Origin of the sequence: Sphingopyxis sp. 22461 (assembly GCF_052044915.1) — a bacterium.
In the GTDB taxonomy this organism is placed as follows: Bacteria; Pseudomonadota; Alphaproteobacteria; order Sphingomonadales; family Sphingomonadaceae; genus Sphingopyxis.
This window is the reverse complement of sequence record NZ_JBQENY010000001.1, coordinates 390,029-416,694: the sequence shown is the minus strand read 5'-3', so window position 1 is coordinate 416,694 and position 26,666 is coordinate 390,029. Positions and strand designations below refer to the sequence as shown.

Genomic DNA, 26,666 nt, shown 5'->3' with positions numbered 1-26,666 from the left:
TCCGGGGTGACGAAAGTGGAATCCGTTCCCGAACGAGCCTTAAAGCCACAAAAGCCCCGCATGGAGACACTGCATTTGTGTCCTTTGTGGTTTTAAGGCCGGGTAAGCCCCGTTTGGCAAAGCGAAATATGAACGGGTAGAAAGAGCCGAAGCGAGAGGCTCTCACACGACCGCAATGTAGGAAAGCTTCTTTTGCCGAGCGCGTCAGCCAAGCAACACCACCGGACTATCCGCGCGCCAGTGCATGCTCACCTTGTCGCCCCAGGTGAAATCCTCCTGGTCGTGGCGCGACAGGTTCGGGCGGGATACGCGCAGGCACACACCCGATTCCAGCTCGATCTCGAACAGGGTGATGTCGCCAAGATAGCTCATCCCTTTGATCTTGCCGCGCGCAAAATTATAACCGTCGGGCGCGTCCTGCGCCGCGGCCTTCACCGCCTTGCCCTCGCCGGGAACGTGGAGGTAGATTTTCTCGGGGCGTAGCGCGATCCACACATCGGCGCCGTGCGGGCCGGTGACACCGTGGTTGAGATACACCTTGCCGAGCCCCGGGCAATCGACCGCGGCCTTGTCCGGATCGTCAAGGGTCAGCTTGCCCTCGAAGATGTTCACCGATCCGACGAAATCGGCGACGAAGCGGTTGGCGGGATATTCGTAGAGGTCCGACGGCGTCGCGAGTTGCGCGACCTCGCCCTTGTTAATCACCCCGATACGGCACGCCATAGAGAGCGCTTCGTCCTGATCGTGGGTGACGGTGACGAAGGTGATGCCAACCTTTTCCTGCAGATCGCTGAGTTCGAACTGCATCTGTGCACGCAGCTTGGCATCGAGCGCCGACAGCGGTTCGTCGAGCAGCAGCACCTTGGGCCGCATCACCAGGCTGCGCGCGAGCGCGACGCGCTGGCGCTGGCCACCCGACATCTGGTCGGGCATCCGCGTTTCGAACCCGCCGAGCTTGACCAGCTCGAGCGCCTCGGCGACGCGGTCCTTGATCTCGCCGCCCTTCACGCCCGCAATCTTCAGGCCATAGGCGACATTGTCGGCAACGCTCATGTGCGGGAACACGGCATAGCTCTGGAACACCATGTTCACCGGGCGCTTGTTCGGCGGGATGCCCGCCATATCATGCCCGTCGATCAATATCTTGCCCTCGGACGGCAGCTCGAACCCTGCGATCATCCGCAGCAGCGTCGTCTTGCCGCACCCCGACGGGCCAAGCAGCACAAAGAATTCGCCGGCATTGATGTCGAGGGTGACATTGTCGACCGCTGTCACCTTGCCAAAGCGTTTCGAGACGTTCTGGATCTGAATGATCGGGCGTGCGGTTTCGGTCATGGTCAGTGGGTTTCCGCAATGGCTTTCACGCCCTGAAGCTTGAGCGCGACGAAGGTCAGGGCGACGGTGAGGAGAATGAGCAGCGTCGAGGCGGCGTTGACCTCGGGCGTCACCGAGAAGCGGACCATCGAATAGACTTTCACCGGGAAGGTGATCGTGTCGGGGCCGCTGGTGAAATAGGTGATCACGAAATCGTCGAGGCTCAATGTGAAGGAGAGAAGCGCGCCGGCAACAAGCGCGGGTTTGATGTGCGGGATCAGCACGTCGCGGAACACCTGCCATTCGCTCGCGCCGAGATCCTTGGCCGCTTCCTCCTGCTCGCGGTTGAAGGTCGCGAGCCGCGAGCGCACGACCATCGTCACGAAGGGAAAGCAGAAGGTGATGTGCGCGATGGTGATCGCGCCGAGGTTGAACGGCCAGATGAGGTCGGTCGGCCAGTTCACCGCGGCGAAAAACATCAGGAAGGCGACGCCGAGGCATATTTCGGGGACGATGATCGGCAGCGAGATCGTGCCGTCGATCGCGCTTTTGAGCGGGAAGCGGAAGCGCCACAGCATCACCGCGGCGACCGCGCCGAGAACGAGACTGACGATCGTTGCGAGCGCCGCGATGGTCAGCGAGTTGAGCAAAGCCTCGACGAGCTGGTCATTGCCCATCGCTTTCTCGTAATATTTGGTCGTGAAACCGCGCCACACGACGTTGCGCTTGCTGTCGTTGAAGCTGAAGATCACCAGCACGACGAGCGGCGCGTAGAGGAAGACCATCACCGCGCCGACCCAGAGACGCATCCACAAGGTGCGGCTATATTCGAGCGGCGCTACGGGCGTGCGGGTGAAGAGCGCCATCAGCGAACCTCGGGCACTTTTTTGCGCATCGACTGGATCGCGATCAGCGCGAACATCGCATAGATGAGCAGGAAGGAGAGGGCGGCGCCGAACGGCCAGTCGTTCGCCTTCTTGAACTGGCGTTCGATGACGTTGGCGATCATCTGGCTGTCGGTTCCGCCCATCAGGTCGGGCGTGAGGTATGCACCGAGCGCGGGGATCAGCGTGATCATCACGCCGGCGACGATACCCGGCGCGGCGAGCGGCACGACGATGCGCATGATCGTGCGGAAATGCCCGGCACCGAGATCAAGGCTCGCCTCGATCAGGCTGCGGTCGAGTCGGTCGAGCGCGGCGTAGAGCGGCAGGACCATGAAGGGCAGATGGACGTACACAAGCCCGAACACGACCGCGAAATTGTTGAAGAGCAGCTGCACCGGCTCCCATGTCGGGAGCGGCTGGAGCCCGACGAGCGTCTTGATCCAGCTCGTTCCCTCCCACAGCGCGCCGAGGCCTTTGTTGGCGAAGCCCTGGGTGCCGAGGAGCATCATCAGCGCATAGGTGCGGATGAGCAGGTTCGTCCAGAAGGGCAGCATGATGCCGAGCAGCAGCCAGGGCCGCCATTTTTCGCTGGCGAAGGTGATCGCCATCGCGACGGGAAAGCCGATGATCAGGCAGATTAGGGTGACGAGCGCCGCAACCGCGAAGCTCTTGCCGAAAATGGTCAGGTACAGCCATTCGGTCGCGCGCTTGTAATTGTCGAGCGTGCCCGAAATGTCGATTTCGGTCAGCCCCTTATTCTCGCCAAAGCTGTAGAGCCAGACGATCGCCATGGGCACGAGGAAGAAGAGGATGATCCAGAACAGCGTCGGTAGCGATACCGCCGCAAAGACCCCTTTGTTCGTTTTCCAGTCCTGTTCGGCCACCCCCCGATGCCTCCTTCAGGCCATCAGGCCGCCCGGACCCGTGTGAAGGCTTCCTCGTAAAGCGGCTGCAGTTCCGGATTGAACCGCGCATATTCGCATTTCGCCAGCGCCTCGGCGGGCGGGAAGATCACCGGATTGTTCTTGTAGCTGTCAGGCATCAGCTTCTTCGCGGCGGCATTGGGTGTCGGGTAGAGGATCGTCTCGGTGATTTCCTTGTCGACATTGGCGTCGAGAATATAGTTGATGAAGGCGTGCGCATTCTTCGGATGCGGCGCGCCCTTCGGGATGCACAGATTGTCCGAATTGAGCTGGCTGCCTTCTTTCGGGATGACGAAATCGATATCCTTGTCCTCGAGCATCGCCTGCGCGATGTCGCCATTATATTCGAGCACGACGTCGACATCGCCCTTGAGCAGCAAATCCTGCCCGTCGTCCTCGTGGAATTTCTTCACATTGGGCTTTTGCTTGATCATCATCTTTTCGATCGTCGCAATGTCCGCCGGGGTCAGCGCATTGACCGATTTGCCGAGATATTTGCCATAAAGGCGGAACATGTCGCCGGCTTCCGATAGCCAGGCGATGCGGCCCGCATATTCGGGGCTGTCGAACAGGACCTTCCAGCTGTCGGGCTTTGCCGACACTTTCGATTTGCGATAGCCGATGCCGAGCGCGAGCCAGGTGTAGGGCATCGAAAATTTGCGCTGCAGATCATATTCGACGTTGATGTAGGCCGGATCGATATTCTTCTTGTTCGGGATTTGCGCATGGTCGAGCGGCAGCAGCATGCCCGCCTTGCTCATCCGCTCGACAAAGTCGTTCGACGGCACGATCACGTCATAGCCGGGATTGCCCGCCTTGAATTTCGCGAACAGCACGTCGTTGCTGTCGAAGAGGTCCATCGTGACGTCGACGCCGGTCGCTTCCTTGAAATTATCGAGCGTATTCTCGCCGATATAGGTGTCCCAATTGTAGAAGTTGAGCTTGGCTTCCTCGCCGTTCGAGAGCTTCTTGCCGCCCTCCTTGCTGCACGCCGCTAAGCCGCCGAAGGTGATGCCGATTGCCGCGACCCCCATCGCTTGAAGAAGCGAGCGGCGCCCGCGGGTTTGCTTGATCAGTTCGAACGGGTCCATGTCGCAGCCTCCCTGTATGTGACGTCAAGCTGACTCAATAAAGTCGGCTTGGGAAGAGCTTTTTTGCGCTGCACCAAGTTTCTTTGAAACTTTCATGCGTTGCGCAGATACCAATCGTAATCGAGTGTCGGGACGACGCTGAAATAGCGATCCTGCTCGACGCGCTTCACGATGCTGAACATGTCGACGAAGCGCGCACCCAGATAGTCGCGCATCAGGGTCGATGCATGGAAGCGGTCGACCGCGGCGAACCAGTTCGACGGCGGCTTGTCATCGCCGCTGTTGTCGCGGTCATAGCCGTTGCCGACGACCGCCGCGCCGGGATCGATCTTGTTCGTCATGCCGTGATGCATGCCCGCAAGAACCGCCGCGACCGCCAGATAGGGGTTCGCGTCGGCGCCGCACGCGCGGTGCTCAACATGGCGGCTCGGCGGCGGGCCGGCGGGGATACGGAAGGACACGGTGCGGTTGTTGACGCCCCAGGTGGGCGCGACGGGGGCATAGCTGTTCGCCTTGAAGCGGCGATAGCTGTTTGCGTGCGGCGCGAAGAGCGCAAAAGCGTCGCCGACGGTGCCGATCATCCCGCCGATCGCGTGGCGCAGCGCGGGCGTGCCTTCGGGATCGTCGCTGGCAAAGATGTTGGTATCGCTGTCGTCGTTGACCGACACATGGATATGCATCCCGCTGCCCGCCTGCTCGGCGAAGGGCTTGGCCATGAAGGTCGCCTCGAGGCCCTGTTGCTGCGCGATCGCCTTGACGAGACGCTTGTACATGATCGCATCGTCGCAGGCGCGCAGCGCGTCGGGCTTATGGCGCAATGTCAGTTCGAACTGGCCGGGGGCGAATTCGGAGATCGCGCTTTCGAGCGGCAAGCCCTGCACGTCGGTCGCGGCGTAAAGCGCGTCGAAGAAGGGGCGGAAGTCGTCGAGTTCGCGCAGGCCATAGACCTCGACATTGCGCGGGGTGTCGCGGCTGTAGCCGGGCCGCGCGGGGCGGACCCTGCCATCGCGGGCACGACGCGGGTCGACGAGATAGAATTCGAGTTCGACCGCGAGCACCGGGGTCAGCCCGTCGGCGGTGAAGGCGTCGATCACGCCGCCCAGCACATGGCGCGGATCGAGGTCGTGCGGGGTGCCGTCGAGCTCGTAGAAATCGACGAGGAATTGCGCGGCATGGTCGCCGCCCCATGGGGTGCGGACGAGGGTGCCGGGGATCGGCTTCATGGAACGATCGGCGTCGCCATCCTCCCACACAAGGCCGGTTTCGACGGTATCCTGTCCGGTGATGTCGACGACGGTGATCGAGCCGGGGAACATGCGGCCGCTTTCGTAGACGGCAAGCACCTCATGCTGGCGCAGTCGCTTGCCGCGCGGCACGCCGCCAAAGTCGGTGTAGATCATCTCGATCGAATCGACGTCGGGATTGGCCTTGAAAAAGGCCTCGGCCTCCGAACGCGGCGCGATCACGCCCGATGACTTCGACATCGCCCCACTACTCCTTCAATGCACGCACGCAGTCGGCAAATACGCCGACGAGCCGGTCGATTTGTTCGTCCGACGTGACCGGGCTCACCAACATCATATTGTGAAACGGCGCCAGCAAAATCCCGCGGGTTGCGAGGAACAGGTGAATTGCCGCCTCCAGCTTGGGATGCATCGCCGCCTTCGCCTCGCTGCCGCTCAGCGGCGGGGTAGGGCAGGTCAGGAATTCGACGCGGGCGCCGACCTGTGTGACGTGCCAGTCGAGGTCGGCGGCGGCAATTTCCTGTTCGAGCCCAGTGACGAGGCGTGCGGCGCCGCGCAGCATATGGTCATATGCGGCGGGCGTGATGACGTCCGACAGCATCGCATCCATCGCGGTGATGGCGAGCGCGTTGGCGGACAATGTGGTGCCGATGCCGCTATGCCCGGAGGGGCGCGAGGCGTTCAGCGCAGCCATGCGATCAGCGACCGCCGCCGAAAATCCGTAGACGGCGCAGGGCACGCCGCCCCCGATCGACTTGCCGACGACGATGAGGTCTGGGGTGGGGCCGTGCGTGACGCCATGGCCGCCATATCCCGAGGAGATGGTGTGCGTTTCGTCGAAGATCAGCAAGGTGCCGGTCTCGTCGCAAAGCCGGCGAAGCGTCGCCAGAAAGCCGGGTGCATCGCGCACCATGCCGACGTTGGTCATCACCGGCTCGGCGAGTACGCACGCGACGTCGCCGCCGCAGAGCGCCGTCGCCAGCGCTGCCTCGTCATTGAACTCAATCACCGTGGTGGTGTCGCGCAAATCGTGAACCTGGCCGACCAGGCTGGCCCGCATAGCGGGCGCGCCGCCCTTCAGATCGACGAACGCGTCGTCGACCGCGCCATGATAGGCGCCGTTGAAGGTCAGGATTTTGGGGCGCCCGCTGATTCCCCGGCACCAGCGTATCACCGCGCGATTGGCCTCGCTTGCGGTGGTCGTGACCTGCCATAGCTCAAGGCCGAACATCGCCGCGAGGCGCTGCGACAGCGCCACACCCCGCTCGGTCGGCAACATGTAGCTCAGCCCTTCGCCGGCCTGCTTCGTCAGCGCGGCGGCGAGGGCCGGCGGCGAATGGCCGAACAGGCTGGCGGTGTCGCCGAGGCAGAAATCGTCGTAGCGCTGCCCGTCGATGCTGGTCAGCGTTGCGTCTTTCGCTGACGCGGCGACGATCGGCACCGGGCTCGGCCAGTCGCGCATCCAGTGGAAGGGAACCGACTGGAACCAGCCCTTCGCCGCCGCGTGATGCGTGAAGGCTTGGCGGTTGGCGGCGCGGAAACGTTCGGCCTCGCGGCTTGCAACGCGGGCGATAGCAGCATCGGATATCACCCGAGCTTGTCCTTCATCGCATAATAGAGCAGCCCGAGCGTCGCGAGCGGCTGGCGCAGCCATTTGCCGCCGGGGAAGGGTTTCAAAGGAAGGTTCGCCAGCACGTCGAAGCGTTCGGCGGTGCCCGCCATCGCCTCGGCAATCAATTCGCCCGCGAGCGTCGTGACCAGCGCGCCATGCCCCGAAAAGCCATGCGCGTAAAAGACGTTCCCGCGCCGCCCGATGTGCGGCAGCCGGTTCATCGTCACCGCGACCGCGCCGCCCCAGCCATAGTCGATCTTCGCATCGGCGATCTGCGGAAAGACCTCTGCCATGAACGGGCGAACAAAGGCTGCGATATCGCGTGGCGGCGTCTGCGAATAACGCTCGCCGCCGCCGAAGATCAGACGCTTGTCGGCCGAGAGGCGGAAATAGTTGAGCACGAAGCGGCTATCGGCAACCGCGGCATCGCTGGGCAATAGCGCGTCGGCATTTGCGAGCGGCGCGGTTGCGATGTTATAGTTCATGATCGGCACGGTGAAGCGGCCGAGGTCCGGTTCGACGTCGCCGACCCAGCTATCGGTTGCGTCGATGACATAGCGCGCGGCGACGTGCGCGCGATCGGTCATCACGCCCAGTCCATCCGGCGTCTCGATGATCCTGTGGGCGCGCTGATCTTCCCAGATGCAAACGCCCGCGGCTTCGGCGGCGCGCGCAAGGCCGATCGCATAGTTCAGCGGATGGAAATGCCCGCCCTGCGGATCGTGGATGCCGCCGTGGTAAAGCGGGCTGGCAATATGCGCGCCCATGTTGTTCTTCTCGATGACGTGGCTCTGGTAGGCAAAGCGCATCGCCAGAAACTCGGCCTCGCGCTTCATCGCGTCGAAATCTTTCGGCGTCCACGCGGCCTCAAGATGCCCGGTCTTGAGGTCACAATCGATGCCGTGCTTTTCAATGCGCGCTTTCACCGGATTCGCGCGCCAGCATAGGTTGAACAGCGCCTCGGCGCGCTCGCGACCGAATTCACCCTCAAGCTCGGACGCCGACCAGCGAAGGCCAGGGATCAACTGCCCGCCGTTTCGGCCCGACGCGCCGAAGCCGACATGTTCGCGCTCTATCAGGATCACCGAGAAGCCGCGCTCGGCACAGGCGAGGGCAGCGGACAGCCCCGTGAAGCCGCCGCCGATGACTGCGACATCGAACGAAAGCTCTTCGCCTATTTCATATGCCGAACGCCACCGGCGCGCGGTCGCGGCATAATAGCTGTTGGCGAGCGGATCGGTCATGGCCGGCGCGCGGGTCAGACCCGCATCAACAGATGTTCGCGTTCCCAGCTCGACACCACCGACTGATAGTTGAAGAGCTCATAATCCTTCACCGCGAAGAAGATTTCGAAGAAATCGTCGCCGAGCAGATTGCGAACCTTCTTGCACGAAGCGAAGCGATCGAGCGCCGCCTCCAGTGTTCGCGGCAGGGTGCGGGCGCGGTTATACGCGCTGCCGGTGATCGGTTTTGCCGGCACCATGCGGTCGACCATCCCGATATAGCCGCAGATCAGCGAGGCGGAGATTGCGAGATAGGGGTTGCTGTCAGCGCCCGGCAGGCGGTTTTCGACGCGGCGGTTGTTTTTGTCCGAGATGGGCACGCGGAACCCGCACGAGCGGTTGTCCTCGCCCCACTGGACGTTGATCGGCGCCGCGCTGTCGGGCCGCATGCGGCGGAAACTGTTCACATTGGGCGCCCACAGCGGCGAGATTTGCGGCATATAGCGCACGAGCCCGGCGATATAGCTGCGGAACATCGCGCTATCGCGGCCGTTGGCGACCGAAAACAGGTTCTTGCCCGTCACCGCATCGACCACCGACTGATGGATATGCATCGCGCTGCCCGGCTGGCCCGCCATCGGGTTCGCCATGAAGGTCGCATAGACATTGTGCTGCTTCGCGACGTTGCGCACCACGCGCTTAAACAGGAACACCTCGTCGGCGAGCCGCAGCGGGTCGCCATGCTCGAAATTCACTTCGAGCTGCGCGGCGCCCATTTCATGGATCATTGTGTCGATATCGAGCCCCATCAGCTCGCAATCGTCATAGATATGATCGATGATATCCTCATATTCGTTCATCGCCTCGAGCCCATAGGGCTGGCTCGCGGTTTCGCTGCGTCCCGACTGGCCGACCGGCGGGGTCAGCGGGAAATCGGGGTCGGCGTTCTGCGAGACGAGGTAGAACTCGACCTCGGGCGCGATGATCGGCTTCCAGCCCTTTTCGGCGTAGAGGCCGAGCACTTTTTTCAGGATTGTGCGCGGCGCGATGTCGACCTCGCTGCCGTCGCCATTATAGGCATCGGCGATCACAAATGCGGTCGGCGAAGTGAACCCCGGCGCGACGCAGATCGTGGTCGGGTCAGCGATCAATATCTTGTCAGGATCCTTGTCCCAGATATCGTCGATATCCTCGGGATAATGGCCGTCGATCGTGCAGATGAAGACGCTGCCCGGGATGCGGAGCGACTTGTCCTTGACCGAGGAGAGGAACTTCTTGGCCGGCAGCACCTTGCCGCGCTGGACCCCGTTGATGTCGGGGACGATGCATTCGACTTCGTCGATTTTATGGTCGCTGATCCATTGTTCCAGATTGACTGACATGCGCCCCCGATTGGGCCGAGGCTCGACCCGTCTGTGGAATGGGCAGCGTATCGCAAGGTTGAAGGAAGCGCCAGAGGGGGCCGTTATCCGGCCATCTCGGGTATCATTTCATGCCGGATTCTTTGCTTGCGCGAAATCGGCGCCCCGTCATCTTCGTCATACTGGACTTGACCCTGCATCCGCCGCATCCTCGGCGCCGCGCGATAGTCGCATTCGAATATGCTGGAAGGAGATTGAGGCGATGCGGGGAGAAAACGACCATCTAGCGTCCTTCTGGATGCCGTTTACCGCCAACCGCGCGTATAAGGCGAACCCGCGCCAGCTTGTCTCCGCGAGCGGCATGCATTACCAGAGCGCCGATGGGCGGACCATCCTCGACGGCACGTCGGGCCTCTGGTGCAGCAACGCGGGGCATTGCCGCCCCGAAATCACCGAGGCGATCGCGAACACCGCGGCGACGCTCGATTTCGCCCCGACCTTCCAGCTGGGTCATCCGCTGCCGTTCGAACTGGCGCAGCGACTTGCAGCGCTGATGCCCGATGGGCTCGACCGGATATTCTTTACCAACAGCGGATCCGAATCGGTTGATACTGCGCTAAAAATCGCACTCAATATCCAGCGTGCGAAGGGGCAGGGGACGCGCACGCGGCTGATCGGGCGCGAACGTGGCTATCATGGCACGGGCTTTGGCGGGATCAGCGTCGGCGGCCTTGTGAACAACCGCCGCGCCTTCGGCGGCGGGCTGCCCGGGGTCGACCATATTCGTCACACGCACGACGTCGAACGCAACGCGTTCACGCGCGGCTTTCCGCAGCATGGCGCGGAACTGGCGGACGACCTCCAGCGGCTCGTCGACCTCCACGGCGCCGATACCATCGCGGCAGTGATTGTCGAACCGATGGCGGGCTCGACCGGGGTGCTCGTCCCGCCGGTCGGCTATCTCCAGCGCCTGCGCGAAATCTGCGACAAACACGGTATCATCCTGATTTTCGATGAAGTGATCACCGCGTTCGGCCGCGTTGGCGGCGCGACGGCGGCAGGGCAATGGGGCGTGACGCCCGACATCATCACGATGGCGAAAGGGCTGACCAACGCCGCGGTGCCGATGGGCGCCGTTGCGGTGAAGCGCGAACTCCACGATGCGGTGATCGACAGCGTGCCGGGCGGGATCGAACTGTTCCACGGCTACACCTATTCGGGCCATCCGCTCGCCAGCGCGGCGGGTCTTGCGACGCTCGATCTCTATGCGCGCGATGGCCTGTTCGACCGCGCGAATGAACTCGGCAGCTATTGGGAGGATGCTGCGCACAGCCTGAAAGGCGCGCGCCATGTCATCGATATTCGCACGATTGGTCTGGTCGCGGGCATCGAGCTCGAGCCGCGTGCGGGAGCACCGACCGCGCGCGCGATGGAATTGTTCCACGCCTGCTTCGACAATGGTTTGCTTGTTCGCGCGACGGGCGACATCATTGCGCTGTCGCCGCCGCTGATCGTCGAAAAGGCGCAGATCGACGAGATGTTCGGGAAGATTGCCGAATTGCTGGCCCGCATCGACTGACGGGAATGCCCGTCAGTCGGCGTCGGCGTTGGCTTCCGCCTTGGCTGCCGCTGCAGCGACCTGCCGCGCGCGCGTGGCTTCGGTCTGGATCAGACGTTCGGCCATTGTGCGCCACGCCTGTTCGGCGCGCAGATTGCGGTCGCGGACTTGCGACAGCGTGCTTTCCGCCGCGTCGGCCGCGCATTTGTCCGCCTGGATCAGGTAGAAATCGCTGGTGTTCGACATGGCGGAAATCCTTAGGGTAGAGGTGGTTGAAGGTCTGAACCGGGAAAGTCAGTCGACCATTTGGGCGATCAGGCGGCGAAGTTCGCGCCGCGTCAGCGTCGGCGATCGCCGGGCTGGCTTATCGGCCCGCGCATCGATCGCGGAATAGGGCCGAAGAAGAGAAGGAAAAGTATTCAAATTAAAGTTCATAATATCCTGTAATCATTGTTTTATTCTGGTTGGGTATTCAGCGTCGATTGCCCTTGCGGGGGCCGCCTCCCGCCGGACCGGCGCCGCGATCGCGATAGATGATGCGGCCCTTGGTGAGGTCGTAAGGCGTCATTTCGACGCGTACGGCGTCGCCGACGACCGACCGGATGCGAAAACGTCGCATCCGGCCCGCCGTGTAAGCGATGATCCGATGATCATTTTCCAGAACGACGCCAAAGCGTCCATCGGGAAGGATTTCATCGATCTGGCCGTCGAGGGTCAGTAGTTCCTCTTTGGCCAAAAGATCAGGCCGACTGGATGTTGACGGCGGCGACTTTGCCGCGCTGGTCGGTTTCCAGGTCATAGGAAACGCGCTGATCCTTGTTCAGCGTCGTCATCCCGGCGCGTTCGAGGGCGGTGATGTGGACGAAATTGTCGCCCGAACCGTCTTCGTTCGCGATGAAGCCATAACCTTTTTCGGTGTTGAAGAATTTTACAGTGCCGATCGGCATGGGGTCGTTCCTTTCACGGAAGCGGAGTTACCACCGGCCATATGCCGATGGCGCCAGGTAGCGTGAGGATGGAAGTGTCCGCCAAGCAGGCAAAAAAATCCGTCGTAGGCGACGATAGCCTGCCGAAGATGGGGCTTGAGCTATGAAAAGTCAAGGATAGGCTTGGATTCGCGCGCCGTCATGCCTCCGCGAGCAGGGGAAAAGCCACCGAAACGCGGGTGCCTTTGCCAACTTCGCTGTCGATGTCGAGCTGCCCCTGATGGCGCTCGCTGATGTGCTTGACGATGGCGAGGCCGAGGCCGGTGCCGCCGACCGAGCGGCTGCGCGCCTCGTCGACGCGATAGAAACGTTCGGTCAGGCGCGGCAGATGATCGGGCGCGATGCCGTCGCCCTCGTCGCTGACCGACAGCCGCACGCGGCGGCCCTCGCGCGCCAGCTCGACCGTCACCGGGGTTCCCGCGTGACCGTATTTCATCGCGTTCGAAATGATATTGTGCGCGAGCTGTCCGAGCTGCGCTTCGTCGCCCAGCACCGGTTGCGGATCGTCGCCCAGCCGCGCGACGATGTCTTTGGTGCGCGGCTGTTCGCTATCGCGCAGCTGCGCGATCGTGGTCTGGACGATGATGGCAAGGTCGACCGGGGTCGTCGGGCGACGAAAGCGGTCGGCCTCGACGCGTGAAATCGACAAAAGGTCGATGACGAGTTGCTGCATCCGCCGCGCCTCGCGATCGATGATCGAAAGGAAGCGATTGCGCGTCGGCGCGTCGGCCTCGCCGTTCATTTCCTGGAGCGTTTCGACATAGCCGAGGATCGCGGCGAGCGGCGTGCGCAGTTCGTGGCTGGCGTTGGCGACGAAGTCGGATCGCATGCGGTCCGCGGCATCGATTGCCGACCGGTCGGACAGGAAGATGATATATTCGCTGCCCGACAGCGCGGCGATGCGCATCGTCCAGCGCTGGCCGGGGCGCGGAAAATCGACCAGATTGACCGTTTCGAGCGGATCTTGCCCGTCGATCCGCGACAGCCAGTCGGTCGCCGCGGGATGGCGGATCGCGGTGCGGACGTCGGCGCCGACGATATGCCGGCCCAGCAGCCGGATCGCGGCGTCGTTGGCAATCGTGACGATATTGTCGGCGGTGCCGATCAAAGGCTCCTTTTCCTGATCGACCCAATGGGCAAAATCGGGATGGCGGAGCAAGGAGACGGGCAGGGCGGCCGCGGGTTCGGGCCCGGCGCCCTTCGTGTCGGGCAAGGCGACGGGAAGCGCGCCGTAGACTGTCGCGGCGGCGAGGAAGCCCGCGAGCACCATGATGGCGATCGACAGCGGATCGCCGCCCGTCAGCGTGGCGAAAATCGCTGCGATGGCGACCAGCGTCAAAGCGATGACCAGGCTGGAAAGGCGATCGAACATCGCCGTTGCGCCTCGCACGAAGAGGTGACGATGCGCAAGGATGTTTACGGCAATTAACGTCCTGGCCGCGAATGTCCCAAAGCGGGAAGGGCAAGGCGACGACCCGTCTTTTGCTTTTCCTTGGCGCTTCATTGGGTTATGCGCGCGACATGGAAAATAGCGACATTCCCGCCGAAAACGCCATGGAGACGGACGAAGCCATCCCGTCGCGGCGCAAGATGCTCGCGCTCGGTGCCGTTGGCGTTTCCGCCGCGCTGACGATCCGTCCCGCCTTTGCGCAGACTGCGGTGTCGGTGATGAACTGCCAGATTCCCGTTCCCGGCCCGACGGGCGCCGGCAAATATATCAGCACCGCCGGCAAACTGGTCCCACCGGGCACCAAGGGCGCGTTTCCGGGCTCGGTCCGCCCCTTCACGGGCGAGGAAGTAAAGCGGGCATTCCGTGGGCAGACGCTGCCCGGTACGACGTACAACCAGTCGCAAGCCTATCTCCAATATATCCGGCGCTTGCAGGCGGGGCAGAGCGGCTTTACCTGTTTCGCATCGATCACGATGACGCGCTGATTTTCGCTCCTTTGAGGCGATGTCGGTTCAGCCGCATCGTCAGCCAAAGGAGTTCCCGTGAAACTAGCTTCGCTCAAACAGGGCCGCGACGGACGCCTGGTCGTCGTTTCGGACGACCTTGCCTGGTATGCCGACGCCGGCCAGATCGTCCCGACGATGCAGGCGGCGCTCGACAATTGGGCCTATGCCGCTCCCCGCCTCGCGGCGCTGGCAGAGGATCTCAATCACGACGCGATCCCGAAAGACCGCTTTCACGAACATGACGCCGCGTCGCCCCTGCCGCGCGCTTATCAATGGGCCGACGGCAGCGCTTATGTGAACCATGTCGCGCTGGTGCGGCAGGCGCGCGGCGCCGAAATGCCCGACAGCTTTTGGCACGATCCGCTGATGTATCAGGGCGGCAGCGACGCGTTTCTGGCTCCGCGCGACGCGATTCCGCTCGGCGACCCCGCCTGGGGCTGCGATATGGAGGCGGAAATCGTGGTCGTGACGGGCGATGTACCCAAGGGGATCGATGCCACCGCGGCGCGCGAGACGATCCTGCTTGTCGGTCTGACTAACGACGTGTCGCTGCGCGGCCTGATCCCCGCGGAACTCGCCAAGGGCTTCGGCTTTTTCCAGTCGAAGCCGTCGAGCGCGATGTCGCCCGTGTTCGTGACGCCCGATGCACTGGGTGATCGCTGGAAGGACGGCAAGCTGCACGGCACATTGTCGGTCGATCTGAACGGCCAGCCGCTCGGCCGCGCTGACGCCGGCGTCGACATGACGTTCGATTTCGGCGCGCTGATCGCCCATGCGGCAAAGACACGCGACCTGGGTGCGGGCACGATCATCGGGTCGGGCACGGTGTCGAACCGCGATGCCGATGGTGGGCCGGGCAGGCCGATCGCCGCCGGCGGGCTCGGCTATAGCTGCCTCGCCGAAGTGCGGACGGTCGAAACGATCCAGCAGGGCGAGCCCAAGACTCCGTTCATGCAAAAGGGCGACACGGTTCGCATCTGGATGGATGACGACCGGCATCACAGCATCTTCGGCGCAATCGAACAGAGCGTGGGCTGATAGCAAAAGAGGGCGGAATTGCTTCCGCCCTCTCCCGATTTGTGCCGGTGTTGCCCGGCTATTTGGCGCCGAGGCTGCCGCCGGCCATGGCGTCGCTCAGCGAACAGGCCGCCGGGCCAAGAATGACGATGAACAGCACTGGCAGAATGAACAGAATGAGCGGCACCGTCATGATAGCGGGCAGGCGTGCGGCCTTTTCCTCGGCTCGCATCATGCGCTCGTTGCGGAATTCGGCCGACAGGACACGAAGCGCGCTGGCGAGCGGCGTGCCGTATTTCTCGGTCTGGATCATGGTCGTGACCACGCCCTTTACCGATTCCAGATTCACGCGATAGGCGAAGTTTTCGAAAGCCTGGCGGCGTTCGGTCAGAAAGCCGAGCTCGATCGACGTCAGCGCGAATTCTTCGCCGAGTTCGGGATAGGCGCGGCCCAGCTCCTTCGAGACGCGTGAAAAGGCGGAGTCGACCGTCAAACCGGCTTCGGCGCAGATGACGAGCAGGTCGAGTGCGTCGGGCAAGCCTTTGCGGATTGCGTGGGTACGCTTCTGGCGCTTATTATCCACAAAAAGGTCGGGTGCCTTGTAGCCGAGTATCAAGGCGCCCATCGTATACATGGACCGCTTGAACGACGTCAGGTCGGGCCACATATCGACCCAATAGATCAGGAAAAGAGCGAGGCCGCCGAAGAGGATCGGCAGGACCATGCGGCCGAAAATGACCGCCACGGCGAGATCCTTCGACCGGATACCGGCCTGCGCCAGCTTTTGCTGAACCTCCTTGACCTGTTCTTCCTGCAGCACCTGGAGCCGGCCAAGGAAGGTCCGCATCTTGTCGGCGGTCTGGTTCTTGCGGACAAGCCGTGCGCGGCGTTTCGCTGTCGAGGCGGTGATGCCCGCCTTCAACTGCTCGCGCCGATCGTTCAGCGCCTTGACGCGCTTGGTCATCGGATTGCGAACGGTCAACGCGTTGTAGATCGCGAACAGGACGGCAAAGACGCCGACCGCCGCGAGCATTGTACCGGCCCATACGACGTCGATACCAAGGATTTTCGGTCCGGCTTGTGCACCAGAGAAAGCCGAAGAGAGAAGGAGGCCGCTGTTCATTTCTATGCCCCCGTCAGATTTCGAAGTTGACCATTTTGGCCATGATGCCGGCGCCGATGCTCATCCAGATCAGGCCGCCTATCCCCGCAATGATGAGGCGCTCTTCGACAAAAAAGCCCGCCAGATAACCGGGGTTCACTGTCCAGACGACGCCGAACACAAAGAAGGGCAGTGCGCCGACGATATAGGCGGAAGCTTTTGCTTCGGACGACATCGCGCGGATCTTGAGCTTCATTTGCGCGCGCTTGCGCAGAACGTCGGACAGATTGGCCAGCGTTTCCGCGAGGTTGCCACCCGTTTCGCGCTGGATCTGGATCGTGATGCAGAAGAATTGGAATTCGGGCGTGCCGAGCATTTCCGCCGTTTCCTGCAACGCCGCTTCCATCGTATTGCCGATACGGATGCGTTCGACGACGCCCTTGAATTCCTCCCCGACCGGCCCGGGAAGTTCCTGGCTCACCACTTGAAAGGTTTCGGTGACCGGCAGACCGGATTTCAGGCCACGTACCAGCAAATCGATAGCATCGGGAAAGCGGGCGTTGAACGCCTTGACACGCCTGTTGATCGTCATGCCGACGACAAGATAGGGCAAGCCGAGCCCGAGGAGCAATCCAACCAACGCGGCCATCAGGAACGGCGCGCGCACGATGAGCATGCCGCCGGTTGCCACGACGAACACGATCATCGACGCGAACATATATTGTGTAAGCGTCCAGTTTTTGCCGGTCCGGCGGATGCGCTTTTCCAGCTCGTCGCGGCGCGGCAACAAAGCGATCAGCGATGAATCGCCGTTGCGGCCCGACTGGATCGTCTTGCGCATCTGTGCTGCCACCACCGCTTCGGTCGAGGCCGCGTGGCGGTCCTTGACCATTGCCAGTCGCCGCGTCTTTGCCTTGCCGGACGAAGGCCCGCCAAGCAGGATCACGAGGATCGAAAAGGCCAGGAAAGCTCCGGCGATGATAAGGATGACTGGCAGATTCATGGTCAGCTGATGTCCGCTTCTATCGCTGGAGGTGATGACGGCCCGTCAGGCGCACCGTCACGCCGCCTGTTTCACACCCTTTTTCGTCAGCCCGAGCTTGCCGAGCAGCGAGCCGCCCGATTTGCTCTTCGCGGCGACGATCTGCGCTTCCTCGGCTTCGACATCGGCGCCGTCGAGGATGATGCGCATCAGGTTGCTCCACACCTGCGCCGACTTGGTGCCCTTGCAGGTTTCGGCATAGGATTTGCCGAGCTTTGCCGATTGGGCGACCAGCTTCGGGTCGAACGGGATGACGATGTCGATCGGTCGTTCGATCGACGATTCGAATTCCTTGCGCGACAGCTCGCCGATGGCGTTTTGGAACTTGTTCGCGACGAGCACGACACGCGCGCCCGGGATGTTCTGCTTGAACCAGGACAGTAGGCGGATCGTGTCGCGCGCCGCGGCGAGCGTCACATCGCTGACGAGCAGGATTGTACCGGCTTCCGACACGAGGTGCGGGAAGGGGATCAACACCTGGCGCGGGATGTCGACGATCGTCATCTCGAAGGCGGAACGCAGCTCTTCTTCCAGCTGGAAAAAGGCCGAACCGTCGGTCATCACCGGCTGATGGATCGGCGCTTCGGCCGACAGCAGGCTAAGCTTGTCCGACGCTCGCACCATCGCGCGTTCGATGAACAGCCCGTCGATGCGGCTGGGATTGTCGATCGCGTCGATCAGGCCGCGCCCCGGTTCGAGGTCGAGCGTCAGCGCGCCCGTGCCGAAATGGATGTCGAGATCGAGCAGCGCCGTCTGGCGGCCCGCCTGTTCGCTGATCGCCCAGGCGAGCGAGGTCGCCACCAGCGACGCCCCGACGCCGCCGCGCACACCGACAACGCCCATCATATGATGCGGCTTGTCGTCGTGCATGTCGGCATGTTTCGGCGCCGACAGCATGGCCTGCGCCATGGTGAACGATTCGCGGACCTGGTCGAGCGACAGCGGCTTCAGCAGATAATCCTGGATGCCGCTGGACAGAAGGTCGCGGTACAGGCGAACGTCGTTCACCTGGCCCGCGGCGATCACGACCGTGCCGGGTTCGCAGACTTCGGCCAGCGCATTGATGTCGTTGATCGGATCTCCCGATTCCGACATGTCGACGAACAGGATGTTCGGGCTGGCGGAGACCGAAAGCGATTGCACAGCGTTGCGCAGTCCGCCCTTGTTACATTTTTCGATCGGCCAGCCCATGTCGTTGACCGCGGCGCGGATCAGCTCCAGCGTATCGTCGTCGCAAACGAAGGCGTTGAAGGGATCACGCGCGCCTGCTGATTTGAAAGGAGCGTTCACTGGCTGCCTCCGCTGGTAGGTGCCTTGGTCAATTCGCCTGCACCGGTTTGGGGTTTGGTACGATAGGTCTGGATCGCACGCGTCGCCGCCGTCGGATCGCTGCCCGTGTTGCTGGCGCCCTTGATCAGGTCGTTCGGATCGGCGACCATCGAGGCGAGATTGCTGTTGACCGCGCAGCCATAATTCGACGACGTCGAGTTGGTCGGGTTGATCGACGATTTGCTTTCCCAATTGGGGCAGCCGGGTACGGATGCCGTCGCCCGCGTCACGACGACGCGCAGGTGGTCCTGCGGCACGGCACCGGTCGTTACCGGGACATCCCTGCTGAGCAGCAGCCCGCGGCGTTCGACCATCGACCGAACGGTCGCCAGCGCTGAGCCGGCGCCATAGGCCGACGGATCCTCGATCGCGACGCGGTCGCCATAGCGGACCCCCATCGAATCGAGCCAGCCTTGCAGGCGGCCCTGTTCGCTGGGCGGCAGCTCGCCGTTCGAAGCGGCAACATCGAATTGATAGATGGCATTCCGCACGACGGGCTGGTGGACCGAATCGAGGCTGCGGTTGCTGACCGCCGCGCCAGTGCAGCCGGCGAGCGACGTGGCCAGAGCCAGGATCGTCCAAGTTGCGATTTTTTTCATCACTTTGCTCCTGAAATCCAGCGCGTCACTTGATGCTGAAGCCGGGCGACGCGTCGCCGCTGCCCCGCGGGCGATCGGCGTCGCCGACCGAGGTGTCGAGCCGCGGTTTCGGCCGGTCCCCGCCCGTCACGCCGTTGCTCGTCTGGTTGAGCAGAATCCGCTGCAGGTCGTCGGAATCCTGAAAGGCGTCGGTGGGCAGTTTGATGTCGTTCGCCGACACCGGCTGGACCAGATAGGGGGTCACGACGATGACGAGTTCGGTTTCGCCGCGGCGGAAGCTGTCCGATTTGAACAGCATGCCGAGCAGCGGAACGTCGCCGAGACCGGGCATCTTGTCGATCGCGCCGATCGAACGATTGTTCATCAGCCCGGCGATCATGAAGCTTTCGCCCGAGCCGAGTTCGACCGTCGTTTCGGCGCGGCGGATCGTCAACGCGGGAACCTGGAACCCCTGCATCACGATCGCGCCTTCGGTCGACAGTTCGGATACTTCGGGGCGAACGCGCAGGCTGATCCTACCATTCGACAGCACGGTCGGCGTGTACGCGAGGCTGACGCCATATTTGCGATACTCGATCGTCGTACCGGCAAAATTGCCGGGGACCGGAACCGGGAACTCGCCGCCGGCAAGGAAGTCGGCGGTTTCGCCGGAAATGGCGGTCAAATTGGGCTGCGCCAGCGTCGCGACCAGACCCGATCGCTCGCCGATGTCGAGCGAAGCCATCAGGTCGAGCCCGAACAGGCGGCCGGCACCGGCCAGGCTCCGCTTGCCGGCGGGCGTATCGAACCGGTAATTGGTGCCCAGCGTTGTCTGGCCAGGGGGAAGCGGCAGGCCGGTCGAAGGATCGTAAGGCCGCGCGGCCGGGCTTCCCGGGAAAACCGCGGTCGGGGCAGGGATGCTGGTGATCTCACCCGGGCTGCGGCCGCCGAACACGCCGCCGAGGAAGCCGTTGCCAAGCGGGCCATCGGTATCGCGCGTCAGCAGGTTGCCGCTGATTTCCTTGACCAGCGAGCGGTTCACTTCGGCGATGCGGACCTGCAGGTTGACCTGTAGCGGCGTGGCCGTGCGAAGACGCGACAAGACCTTGGTCGGCTCGCCGACGAATGCCTGGACGAGCCGTTCGGCTTCGGCGGCATCGTCGGGTGACTGGACCGTACCGGTGAGCAGCACGAAGCCGTTCATCGTGTTTGCCGAAATGCTGGCGTCGGGCATGGCGAGCGACAGCATCTGGTCGATCGTCTCGATATTGTTGCCGACGCGGGCGACGGTCGAGAAAACGACACGGCCGCTGGCGTCGGTGGCATAGATGCTGGTTTCGCCCGGCTTCTTGCCAAAGATATAGAGCTGGCGGCCCGAACGCACCTGGACGTCGGCGACTTCGTCGTTGGCGACAAAGACGTCGGACATCGAGGCCGGAAGGCTGACCAGGCGGCCACGGCCCACCGAGAGCTCGATGCTGCTGCTGGCATTCTGGACGGCCTGGGCGATGGCGGGCGCCGAAGGTGCCGCTGCCAGCGTGGCTGCCACCAGGCCGATGGCCAGGGTGCGGGCCAGAGCCGCCGCCTTGAATTTGGCTGTGCTGTTCATCTTACTTACCCCCAACCGGAACTTCGGTCATCTTGTCGCCGCGGGTCACGCGCACGACCGGACCGGTCGGAACGGACACGGCGCCCCCATTAGACGGCATGAAGCCGCCGCCATTCGTCGCAGCCTGCGGCGCCCGCGAGGAGTTCACGCGGCCGCGTACCGGGATCCAGAAGCGCGACACGTCGCCGCCCGTGGTCACTGTCGAGCGGCTGGCGACCGGACGTGCGGCGGCTTCGGCCAGCATCCGTTTTTCCGCCGCGGAGCCGCCCTTGGCCGGCACATTGATGTCGCCCGACGCGATGGCCGCATCGAGTTCGCCGGCGCTTTCGGCCAGCGGACGCAGTGCGAGCGACAATTTGCCCATGTCCTGCGCGACGGCGATCTTCTCGGCAATTTCCGGCGTGGCTTCGAGCGTTACCGAGCCAAAGGTGCGAACCGGGGTCTTCCCGGTTTCATCCTCGGCGTCATAACGCTGATCGGTCGCCAATATGCGGACATTGCGAACGATCGTCTCGGCCGTGAATATCTGCTTGTCGGGATAGCTGCTGCCTTCCTCGACCGAGATCGTCTGAGCCAGCACCACATCGACGCGGTCGCCCGGAAAGACGAAACCGGCGACGCCCTGTTCTTGGCTGACCTTGACGGTAACGGCACGCATGCCCGGGCCAAGCGCCGCGGCGAGGAAGCCGCGATCATCGGGATGGACGAGTGCGCCTTGCGTCAGCGGCTGGCCGGCGGTGATCGGATAGCGCACGACGGTGCCGACCAACGTGTTCACGTCGGTCTTGTCCTTCATGAAATAGGCCTTTTCGACCAATTCCTTGGGCCAGGGCTGGAAACGGAAGCTGTCCGGGCCGACAATCGTGCCGACGGGCAGTTGCCGCGTCGCGACAAGGATCATCGGACCGGTAATGTCCGGCGCCGCGGCTGCACGCGCTTGCGGAGTGGCTGCTCCGCGCATCATCTGGTTGACCCCGAACGCTGCGCTGATGGCAATCACCAACGCGCCGACGATCAGCATAATCTTTCGCGTATCCATGACGATTTGTCGCCCTCCTGCACCCACCAGAGACGGTCGTGCTTTTCCCTCAGGTCATCCGATAACCTGAAACTGGTTAAGATATTGTTGGTGAAGCGCCCAAAGGCCCGCAGCGGCGATGGCAACCCCATAGGGAACCTCGACCGGTTTGTCCGAAGGGCGCAATTTCATATGGATAAGCATCACCGCCGACAGGACGCCACCCCCAATGGCCATGACCATCAGGGTCGGCATGAACAGCGGAAGCGGGATCCAGAGCATCACCGCGCCGATCATCTTGACATCGCCGCCGCCCATCGCGCCGATCGCGAACAGGCCGGCAAAGACGAGAAAGACCGCGAAGGCGGCGCCGAGCTGAAGCGGCACATCGGGCCAGAGCGCGAGGCCGCTCGTAATCCAGAACGGGATTGCAAGCAGCGCCATCGCGCCGTTGAGCTCGTTGGAAATGGTGCGCGACCGGACGTCGCTGATCGCCGCGGCAATCATCAGCAGGCCGAGTAAGGCCATCAGGCCGAGCGAGATTGTGCCGTTATCCATCGGTTTTCTCCTACGCAACATGGCTTACCAAAGCGTAACCATGTCGGCGGGGACGCTGCGGCTTGCATTCCGCGGTCCAACCGATATGCGGCGGGCATGACCGACGCGCCGCCTTCCGCCACCGATGTGCTGATTGTCGGCGCCGGAATCGCGGGTGCAAGCCTCGCGGCGGCGCTGGCCCCCTGGCGCCGCGTCCTGTTGGTCGAGGCGGAGGACGCGCCCGGCTATCACGCGACGGGCCGGTCAGCGGCCTTCTGGCACGAAAGCTATGGCGGGGTGGGGGTTCAGCCGCTGACCCACGCATCGCTGGAGATGTTGAACAGTCCGCCGCCCGAATTCTCGGATCATGGCTTCCTGTCGCCGCGCGGCGCATTGACGCTGGGCCAGAGGTCCGAGGCCGCGGCGGTCGACGCCTTCGTTGCCGAATTCGCGGCGCAGGGCGTCGATGTTGCAAGAATGTCGGGCGAGGCGGTTTCGCGCATGGTTCCGGGTCTTCGTCCCGAATGGAGCGAAGCCGCCTATGAGGCGGCGTGCCGCGACATCGATGTCGGCGGCCTGCATGCGGCCTATCTTCGCGCGGCAAAGCGCGCCGGCGCAACATTGGTCACGCGCGCGCCGTTGCGGCGGGCGCGCCGTGTCAGCGACGGCTGGGACGTCGAACTGGGCAGCGGGCAGGTCCGCGCGGCGCTGATCGTCAATGCCGCCGGGGCATGGGCGGACGAGGTCGCAGCCGCGTGCGGCATCGCGCCGGTCGGCATCCAGCCCTATCGCCGCACGGTGATGCAGGTTCGGCTGGGCGTTCCGGTTCCCGCCGACCTTCCGCTCGTCATCCACGTCGGCGGCGAATTCTATTTCAAGGGTCAGAGCGAGGGGCGCGTCTGGCTGACCCCTCACGACGAGACGCCGACCGCACCGCACGACGCGGCGCCGGAAGAGCTGGACGTCGCGCTCGCGATCGACCGGATGCAGTCGGTGGTCGACTGGCCGGTCGTTGCGGTCGAGCGCAAATGGGCGGGGCTGCGCAGCTTCGCGCCCGATCGCATCCCGGTTTTTGGCGCCGATCGGCATGAGCGCGCCTTCATCTGGTGCGCAGGGCAGGGGGGCTTCGGCATCCAGACCGCGCCGGCGATCGCCGCTTTGCTTGCGGCTGAGCTTGGCGCCCCGCCGCCCGGCGGCGCCATTGGCCGCGTCGATCCGACGCCCTTCGCGCCATCGCGCTTCGCCTGAATCATCTAGCCGCTTGCACAGCGAAACGACCGCATTAACATGGGCTTGGCCGTACCACCCCCGGCACGGCCCGACCTGTGGAGGATGGCATGGCCCATTATTTCGAGATCAAGAAGAACAAGGCCGGCGAATTTGTCGCCTATTTCAAATATAATAGCGAACCCATCTTCTGGACCGAAGGCTATAGCAGCAAGGCCTCCGCACAGAATGCCATCGACTCAATCCTGAAGAACGGCCCGGGCGCCGAAGTCCGCGAAGCCGAGTGATGCCCAGGGGCGGGACCTACTAATTGCGCGATCGAGGTTTGAAGCGATTTTGTTCGGTGCGAGGAGGCAAGGCGCAGGAATATGTCGATATTTCCAGACTTGCCGACGACGCAATGGACAAAATCGGTCAAATCCCGAAGGGACGCCGAAATGGCTTCGATCTCGTGTCCGCGTGACCTTGCGGGTAGCGATGCTACCCGAACCCGATATCTTCGCCATTTCGACGCCTCGAACGCGCAATTAGTAGGTCTCGACCCTAACGCGCGGGTGCCCTGCGCGCCCGCGCGACTTCGAGGGCGGCGTCGCTCGCCAGCTGGTCGGCGAGTTCATTGTCGCCGTGACCCGCGTGACCCTTGACCCAAATCCATTCGACCTTGTGCCGCGCGTTTTCCTTGACGAGACGCTGCCACAGATCGGCATTGGCGACCGGCTTTTTCGCCGCGGTTTTCCAGCCGTTCTTTTGCCAGCCGAAAATCCATTTGGTGATGCCGTCGCGGACATAGACGCTGTCGGTCGACAACTCGACGTTGCAGCTGCGCTTGAGCGCGGCGAGCGCTTCGATCGCGGCCATCAATTCCATGCGGTTGTTCGTCGTGTCGGGTTCGCCCCCCGACAGCTTTTTCACGACGTCGCCCCAGCGCAGCACGGCGCCCCAGCCGCCGGGGCCGGGGTTGCCCTTGCACGCGCCGTCGGTGGCGACGATCACGGTCTTGCCGGTGTTTTCGCTCATCCGGCTGCGAACAGGCTGGCGGCGTCGGGAGCGCTGTAGCGCTGCAAGCGGGCAAGGAACGGCGACGGATCCTTGCGCGTGACGAGCGCGTCGGCGGGCGTATGCACCCAGTCGTGCGCGCGCGTCAGCAGGAAGCGCAGCGACGCGCCGCGCGCCAGCAGCGGCAACGCAGCAACCTCAGCGTCCGACAGCGTGATTTCGCGCGCGTAGCCGCGCATTAGTGCTTCCGCGCGCGCGGGGTCGCATTGCTTTCCGTCGGCGGAAAAGGCCCAGGACGCATGCGTGATGACCAGGTCATAGGCGCGGAAGTCGCTCGCGGCGAAATAGAAGTCGATAAGGCCGGTGACCCGGTCGCCGAGCATCAGCACATTGTCGGGAAACAGGTCGGCGTGGATGACATGCGCGGGCAGGTCATCGGGCCAATGCGCGTCGAGAAATGCCAGTTCGTCATCGACGATCGATTGCAGCCCCGGCAACACGACATCAAGGTCGCCGGTCGCTTCGGCAACGGCGCGCCAGTGAGTATGGCCCATGCTGTTCGCGCGCGCACCAGTATAGCCCTCGAGCGCACGGTGCATCGCGCCGAGTGCGGCGCCTGCGGCTTCGCACTGGGCCGGGGTCGGCTGCGTCAGCGAAATGCCGGGCAGGAACTGGATGACGCACGCCGCGCGGCCAGAGATCTGCTGTATCGCGACGCCGCCCCGGTCGCGGATCATCGCCGGGACCGGGCAGTTCTGGCTGGCGAGATGGTTGAGCAGGTCGACAAAGAAGGGCAGGTCACCCTCGCTGACCCGCTTTTCGTAAAGCGTCAGGATGAAACGCCCGCCCGTCGTTTCGAGCAGGAAGTTGCTGTTCTCGACGCCTTCGGCGATCCCCTTGCACGACACGACGGTGCCGATGTCGTATCGGGCGACGAGAGCGGCAAGATCGTCGGGCTCGACGTGCGTGTAGACAGCCATCAGGCGGCTTCGAGCCCGCGCGGCAGTTTGAAGACCATATTCTCTTCGGCGGTGACGACCACGTCTTCGATGATGGGACGAACCGAAGCGACGGCGTCGATCACCTCGCGGACCAGTGTTTCCGGCGCGCTCGCGCCGGCGGTGATCCCGAGTGTCGCGATGTCGTGCAGCCACGCCGGGTCGATGTCCGTGCCGCGCTGGACGAGATGCGCCGGGGTCCCCAGCCGCTCGGCGACTTCGACAAGCCGCAGGCTGTTCGAGCTGTTGGGTGCACCGATCACGATCATGCGATCGCATTCGCCTGCGATCGCTTTCACGGCATCCTGGCGGTTCGACGTCGCGTAACAAATATCCTCGCCGCGCGGGCCCGTGATCGCCGGAAAACGATGCTGGAGCGCCGCGATGATGTCGCGCGTGTCGTCGACCGACAGGGTGGTCTGGGTCAGGAAGGACAGCATCTCGGGATCGGGCGGCGACAGCGCCGCGACGTCGTCGACCGATTCGACCAGCGTCATCGCGCCCTCGGGCAATTGACCCAGCGTGCCGATCACTTCGGGATGGCCGGCATGGCCGACAAAGACGATATGGCGTCCCGTCTCGTGCGCGCGCTCGGCCTGTCGGTGGACTTTCGACACCAGCGGGCAGGTCGCGTCGATATAGTCGAGCCCGCGCATCTCGGCTTTCGCCGGCACCGCTTTGGGCACGCCGTGCGCGCTGAACACGACGGGCACGCCATCGGGAACCTGGTCGAGCGATTCGACGAAAATCGCGCCCTTGGCCTTCAACGAGTCGACGACATAGCGGTTGTGGACGATTTCATGCCGGACATAGACCGGCGCGCCATATTTCTGCAGCGCCAGTTCGACGATGCGGATCGCGCGATCGACCCCAGCGCAGAACCCGCGCGGCGCCGCGATCAAAACCTTGAGTTCTGCCGCTTCGCTGCCTTCAGCTTGCGTCATCGGATGGGGAGCGTTCATGATGCGCGCGCTCTAGCGCAGCAAGCCATCCGGGGTAAAGCCGCTTCATCCCCCTTCGCATTCTTGTTCTCTTTGTTGCGCCGCGTTCATCGCACC

At 63.4% G+C, this 26,666-nt stretch carries 27 protein-coding genes; 5 read left to right on the top strand and 22 right to left on the bottom strand.

What is annotated here, in order from left to right; translation table 11 throughout:
• Nucleotides 1-204: 204 nt before the first annotated feature.
• The 8 genes from ACTJI5_RS02000 to ACTJI5_RS01965 form a co-directional block, all read right to left on the bottom strand.
• Nucleotides 205-1,335: an ABC transporter ATP-binding protein gene (locus tag ACTJI5_RS02000; RefSeq protein ID WP_440859214.1), complete on the bottom strand. Its 1,131-nt coding sequence runs from the start codon at nt 1,333-1,335 to the stop codon at nt 205-207.
• A 2-nt stretch (nt 1,336-1,337) separates the two neighbouring features.
• On the bottom strand, nt 1,338-2,180 hold the full coding sequence (locus ACTJI5_RS01995; RefSeq protein ID WP_440859213.1) for an ABC transporter permease: 843 nt from the start codon (nt 2,178-2,180) through the stop codon (nt 1,338-1,340).
• On the bottom strand, nt 2,180-3,085 hold the full coding sequence (locus tag ACTJI5_RS01990) for an ABC transporter permease (RefSeq protein ID WP_058538437.1): 906 nt from the start codon (nt 3,083-3,085) through the stop codon (nt 2,180-2,182). The genes ACTJI5_RS01995 and ACTJI5_RS01990 overlap by 1 nt, the downstream gene beginning before the upstream one ends.
• Nucleotides 3,086-3,108: 23 nt before the next feature.
• On the bottom strand, nt 3,109-4,215 hold the full coding sequence (locus tag ACTJI5_RS01985; protein ID WP_440859212.1) for an ABC transporter substrate-binding protein: 1,107 nt from the start codon (nt 4,213-4,215) through the stop codon (nt 3,109-3,111).
• A gap of 92 nt (nt 4,216-4,307) precedes the next feature.
• The gene (locus ACTJI5_RS01980; protein ID WP_440859211.1) at nt 4,308-5,699 is read right to left on the bottom strand and encodes a glutamine synthetase family protein; all 1,392 of its coding nucleotides are present in this window, start codon (nt 5,697-5,699) and stop codon (nt 4,308-4,310) included.
• Between the two features lie 7 nt (nt 5,700-5,706).
• Nucleotides 5,707-7,050, bottom strand: coding sequence for an aspartate aminotransferase family protein (locus tag ACTJI5_RS01975; protein WP_440859210.1), 1,344 nt, complete (start codon nt 7,048-7,050; stop codon nt 5,707-5,709).
• The gene (locus ACTJI5_RS01970) at nt 7,047-8,315 is read right to left on the bottom strand and encodes an NAD(P)/FAD-dependent oxidoreductase (protein ID WP_440859209.1); all 1,269 of its coding nucleotides are present in this window, start codon (nt 8,313-8,315) and stop codon (nt 7,047-7,049) included. Before ACTJI5_RS01970 ends, ACTJI5_RS01975 begins: the two co-directional genes overlap by 4 nt.
• Before the next feature lie 14 nt (nt 8,316-8,329).
• Nucleotides 8,330-9,676, bottom strand: a complete 1,347-nt coding sequence (locus ACTJI5_RS01965; RefSeq protein ID WP_058538442.1) for a glutamine synthetase family protein — start codon at nt 9,674-9,676, stop codon at nt 8,330-8,332.
• 241 nt (nt 9,677-9,917) lie between these two features.
• On the opposite strand from ACTJI5_RS01965, the gene ACTJI5_RS01960 reads away from it, so the two are divergent.
• A complete protein-coding gene (locus ACTJI5_RS01960; RefSeq protein ID WP_440859208.1) occupies nt 9,918-11,234 on the top strand; it encodes an aspartate aminotransferase family protein in 1,317 nt (438 codons plus the stop codon).
• Between the two features lie 12 nt (nt 11,235-11,246).
• On the opposite strand, the gene ACTJI5_RS01955 is transcribed toward ACTJI5_RS01960, so the two are convergent.
• The 4 genes from ACTJI5_RS01955 to ACTJI5_RS01940 all read right to left on the bottom strand — a co-directional run bounded on the left by ACTJI5_RS01955 (nt 11,247) and on the right by ACTJI5_RS01940 (nt 13,571).
• Nucleotides 11,247-11,459, bottom strand: a complete 213-nt coding sequence (locus ACTJI5_RS01955; protein WP_058538444.1) for a hypothetical protein — start codon at nt 11,457-11,459, stop codon at nt 11,247-11,249.
• Between the two features lie 226 nt (nt 11,460-11,685).
• Nucleotides 11,686-11,949, bottom strand: a complete 264-nt coding sequence (gene infA, locus ACTJI5_RS01950) for a translation initiation factor IF-1 (protein ID WP_058538445.1) — start codon at nt 11,947-11,949, stop codon at nt 11,686-11,688.
• Between the two features lie 4 nt (nt 11,950-11,953).
• Entirely contained in the window at nt 11,954-12,160 is a 207-nt protein-coding gene (locus ACTJI5_RS01945; protein ID WP_058538446.1) for a cold-shock protein, read from the bottom strand.
• A gap of 178 nt (nt 12,161-12,338) precedes the next feature.
• Nucleotides 12,339-13,571: a sensor histidine kinase gene (locus ACTJI5_RS01940; RefSeq protein ID WP_440859207.1), complete on the bottom strand. Its 1,233-nt coding sequence runs from the start codon at nt 13,569-13,571 to the stop codon at nt 12,339-12,341.
• 149 nt (nt 13,572-13,720) lie between these two features.
• On the opposite strand from ACTJI5_RS01940, the gene ACTJI5_RS01935 reads away from it, so the two are divergent.
• Both ACTJI5_RS01935 and ACTJI5_RS01930 read left to right on the top strand, forming a co-directional pair.
• A complete protein-coding gene (locus ACTJI5_RS01935) occupies nt 13,721-14,134 on the top strand; it encodes a hypothetical protein (protein ID WP_058538613.1) in 414 nt (137 codons plus the stop codon).
• A 57-nt stretch (nt 14,135-14,191) separates the two neighbouring features.
• Nucleotides 14,192-15,193, top strand: a complete 1,002-nt coding sequence (locus ACTJI5_RS01930; protein WP_440859206.1) for a fumarylacetoacetate hydrolase family protein — start codon at nt 14,192-14,194, stop codon at nt 15,191-15,193.
• Between the two features lie 58 nt (nt 15,194-15,251).
• On the opposite strand, the gene ACTJI5_RS01925 is transcribed toward ACTJI5_RS01930, so the two are convergent.
• Genes ACTJI5_RS01925 through ACTJI5_RS01895 form a run of 7 tightly spaced genes read right to left on the bottom strand, consistent with a single transcriptional unit; the run spans nt 15,252 to nt 22,408 of the window.
• Entirely contained in the window at nt 15,252-16,295 is a 1,044-nt protein-coding gene (locus ACTJI5_RS01925) for a type II secretion system F family protein (protein ID WP_082639763.1), read from the bottom strand.
• 13 nt (nt 16,296-16,308) lie between these two features.
• A complete protein-coding gene (locus tag ACTJI5_RS01920) occupies nt 16,309-17,277 on the bottom strand; it encodes a type II secretion system F family protein (RefSeq protein ID WP_058538450.1) in 969 nt (322 codons plus the stop codon).
• A 57-nt stretch (nt 17,278-17,334) separates the two neighbouring features.
• Nucleotides 17,335-18,606, bottom strand: coding sequence for an AAA family ATPase (locus ACTJI5_RS01915; protein WP_058538451.1), 1,272 nt, complete (start codon nt 18,604-18,606; stop codon nt 17,335-17,337).
• On the bottom strand, nt 18,603-19,244 hold the full coding sequence (locus ACTJI5_RS01910) for a CpaD family pilus assembly protein (RefSeq protein WP_058538452.1): 642 nt from the start codon (nt 19,242-19,244) through the stop codon (nt 18,603-18,605). The genes ACTJI5_RS01915 and ACTJI5_RS01910 overlap by 4 nt, the downstream gene beginning before the upstream one ends.
• 25 nt (nt 19,245-19,269) lie before the next feature.
• Nucleotides 19,270-20,832: a type II and III secretion system protein family protein gene (locus tag ACTJI5_RS01905; RefSeq protein ID WP_058538453.1), complete on the bottom strand. Its 1,563-nt coding sequence runs from the start codon at nt 20,830-20,832 to the stop codon at nt 19,270-19,272.
• Between the two features lies 1 nt (nt 20,833).
• Nucleotides 20,834-21,871 carry a Flp pilus assembly protein CpaB gene (cpaB, locus tag ACTJI5_RS01900; RefSeq protein ID WP_058538454.1) on the bottom strand — a complete coding sequence of 346 codons (1,038 nt, stop codon included), beginning with the start codon at nt 21,869-21,871 and terminating at the stop codon, nt 20,834-20,836.
• A 54-nt stretch (nt 21,872-21,925) separates the two neighbouring features.
• A complete protein-coding gene (locus ACTJI5_RS01895) occupies nt 21,926-22,408 on the bottom strand; it encodes an A24 family peptidase (RefSeq protein WP_440859205.1) in 483 nt (160 codons plus the stop codon).
• A gap of 96 nt (nt 22,409-22,504) precedes the next feature.
• Between ACTJI5_RS01895 and ACTJI5_RS01890 the strand changes: the two genes are divergently transcribed.
• Entirely contained in the window at nt 22,505-23,635 is a 1,131-nt protein-coding gene (locus tag ACTJI5_RS01890; RefSeq protein ID WP_440859204.1) for an NAD(P)/FAD-dependent oxidoreductase, read from the top strand.
• 89 nt (nt 23,636-23,724) lie between these two features.
• Complete coding sequence (locus ACTJI5_RS01885; protein WP_081933099.1) at nt 23,725-23,901, top strand: YegP family protein; 177 nt, start codon at nt 23,725-23,727, stop codon at nt 23,899-23,901.
• Between the two features lie 256 nt (nt 23,902-24,157).
• Here ACTJI5_RS01885 and rnhA read toward each other — a convergent pair whose 3' ends face one another.
• The 3 genes from rnhA to ispH are packed head-to-tail and all read right to left on the bottom strand — an operon-like array spanning nt 24,158 to nt 26,570.
• Nucleotides 24,158-24,631: a ribonuclease HI gene (gene rnhA / locus ACTJI5_RS01880; protein ID WP_058538457.1), complete on the bottom strand. Its 474-nt coding sequence runs from the start codon at nt 24,629-24,631 to the stop codon at nt 24,158-24,160.
• Nucleotides 24,628-25,590, bottom strand: coding sequence for a homoserine kinase (gene thrB, locus ACTJI5_RS01875; RefSeq protein WP_058538458.1), 963 nt, complete (start codon nt 25,588-25,590; stop codon nt 24,628-24,630). The genes rnhA and thrB overlap by 4 nt, the downstream gene beginning before the upstream one ends.
• On the bottom strand, nt 25,590-26,570 hold the full coding sequence (gene ispH / locus ACTJI5_RS01870) for a 4-hydroxy-3-methylbut-2-enyl diphosphate reductase (protein ID WP_231732694.1): 981 nt from the start codon (nt 26,568-26,570) through the stop codon (nt 25,590-25,592). The genes thrB and ispH overlap by 1 nt, the downstream gene beginning before the upstream one ends.
• Nucleotides 26,571-26,666: the final 96 nt, after the last annotated feature.

What these genes read in the sequence shown, in the direction of transcription:
- ACTJI5_RS01965 (WP_058538442.1), bottom strand. Translation starts at nt 9,676, where the DNA reads ATGTCAGTCAATCTGGAACAATGGATCAGCGACCATAAAATCGACGAA.
- ACTJI5_RS01910 (WP_058538452.1), bottom strand. Translation starts at nt 19,244, where the DNA reads ATGAAAAAAATCGCAACTTGGACGATCCTGGCTCTGGCCACGTCGCTC.
- ACTJI5_RS01885 (WP_081933099.1), top strand. Translation starts at nt 23,725, where the DNA reads ATGGCCCATTATTTCGAGATCAAGAAGAACAAGGCCGGCGAATTTGTC.
- ACTJI5_RS01985 (WP_440859212.1), bottom strand. Translation starts at nt 4,215, where the DNA reads ATGGACCCGTTCGAACTGATCAAGCAAACCCGCGGGCGCCGCTCGCTT.
- thrB (WP_058538458.1), bottom strand. Translation starts at nt 25,590, where the DNA reads ATGGCTGTCTACACGCACGTCGAGCCCGACGATCTTGCCGCTCTCGTC.
- ACTJI5_RS01945 (WP_058538446.1), bottom strand. Translation starts at nt 12,160, where the DNA reads ATGCCGATCGGCACTGTAAAATTCTTCAACACCGAAAAAGGTTATGGC.
- rnhA (WP_058538457.1), bottom strand. Translation starts at nt 24,631, where the DNA reads ATGAGCGAAAACACCGGCAAGACCGTGATCGTCGCCACCGACGGCGCG.
- ACTJI5_RS01955 (WP_058538444.1), bottom strand. Translation starts at nt 11,459, where the DNA reads ATGTCGAACACCAGCGATTTCTACCTGATCCAGGCGGACAAATGCGCG.
- ACTJI5_RS01920 (WP_058538450.1), bottom strand. Translation starts at nt 17,277, where the DNA reads ATGAATCTGCCAGTCATCCTTATCATCGCCGGAGCTTTCCTGGCCTTT.
- ACTJI5_RS01995 (WP_440859213.1), bottom strand. Translation starts at nt 2,180, where the DNA reads ATGGCGCTCTTCACCCGCACGCCCGTAGCGCCGCTCGAATATAGCCGC.
- ACTJI5_RS01980 (WP_440859211.1), bottom strand. Translation starts at nt 5,699, where the DNA reads ATGTCGAAGTCATCGGGCGTGATCGCGCCGCGTTCGGAGGCCGAGGCC.
- ACTJI5_RS01890 (WP_440859204.1), top strand. Translation starts at nt 22,505, where the DNA reads ATGACCGACGCGCCGCCTTCCGCCACCGATGTGCTGATTGTCGGCGCC.
- ACTJI5_RS01895 (WP_440859205.1), bottom strand. Translation starts at nt 22,408, where the DNA reads ATGGATAACGGCACAATCTCGCTCGGCCTGATGGCCTTACTCGGCCTG.
- ACTJI5_RS01940 (WP_440859207.1), bottom strand. Translation starts at nt 13,571, where the DNA reads ATGTTCGATCGCCTTTCCAGCCTGGTCATCGCTTTGACGCTGGTCGCC.
- ACTJI5_RS01935 (WP_058538613.1), top strand. Translation starts at nt 13,721, where the DNA reads ATGGAAAATAGCGACATTCCCGCCGAAAACGCCATGGAGACGGACGAA.
- ACTJI5_RS01960 (WP_440859208.1), top strand. Translation starts at nt 9,918, where the DNA reads ATGCGGGGAGAAAACGACCATCTAGCGTCCTTCTGGATGCCGTTTACC.
- ACTJI5_RS01970 (WP_440859209.1), bottom strand. Translation starts at nt 8,315, where the DNA reads ATGACCGATCCGCTCGCCAACAGCTATTATGCCGCGACCGCGCGCCGG.
- ACTJI5_RS01925 (WP_082639763.1), bottom strand. Translation starts at nt 16,295, where the DNA reads ATGAACAGCGGCCTCCTTCTCTCTTCGGCTTTCTCTGGTGCACAAGCC.
- cpaB (WP_058538454.1), bottom strand. Translation starts at nt 21,871, where the DNA reads ATGGATACGCGAAAGATTATGCTGATCGTCGGCGCGTTGGTGATTGCC.
- ispH (WP_231732694.1), bottom strand. Translation starts at nt 26,570, where the DNA reads ATGAACGCTCCCCATCCGATGACGCAAGCTGAAGGCAGCGAAGCGGCA.
- ACTJI5_RS02000 (WP_440859214.1), bottom strand. Translation starts at nt 1,335, where the DNA reads ATGACCGAAACCGCACGCCCGATCATTCAGATCCAGAACGTCTCGAAA.
- ACTJI5_RS01905 (WP_058538453.1), bottom strand. Translation starts at nt 20,832, where the DNA reads ATGAACAGCACAGCCAAATTCAAGGCGGCGGCTCTGGCCCGCACCCTG.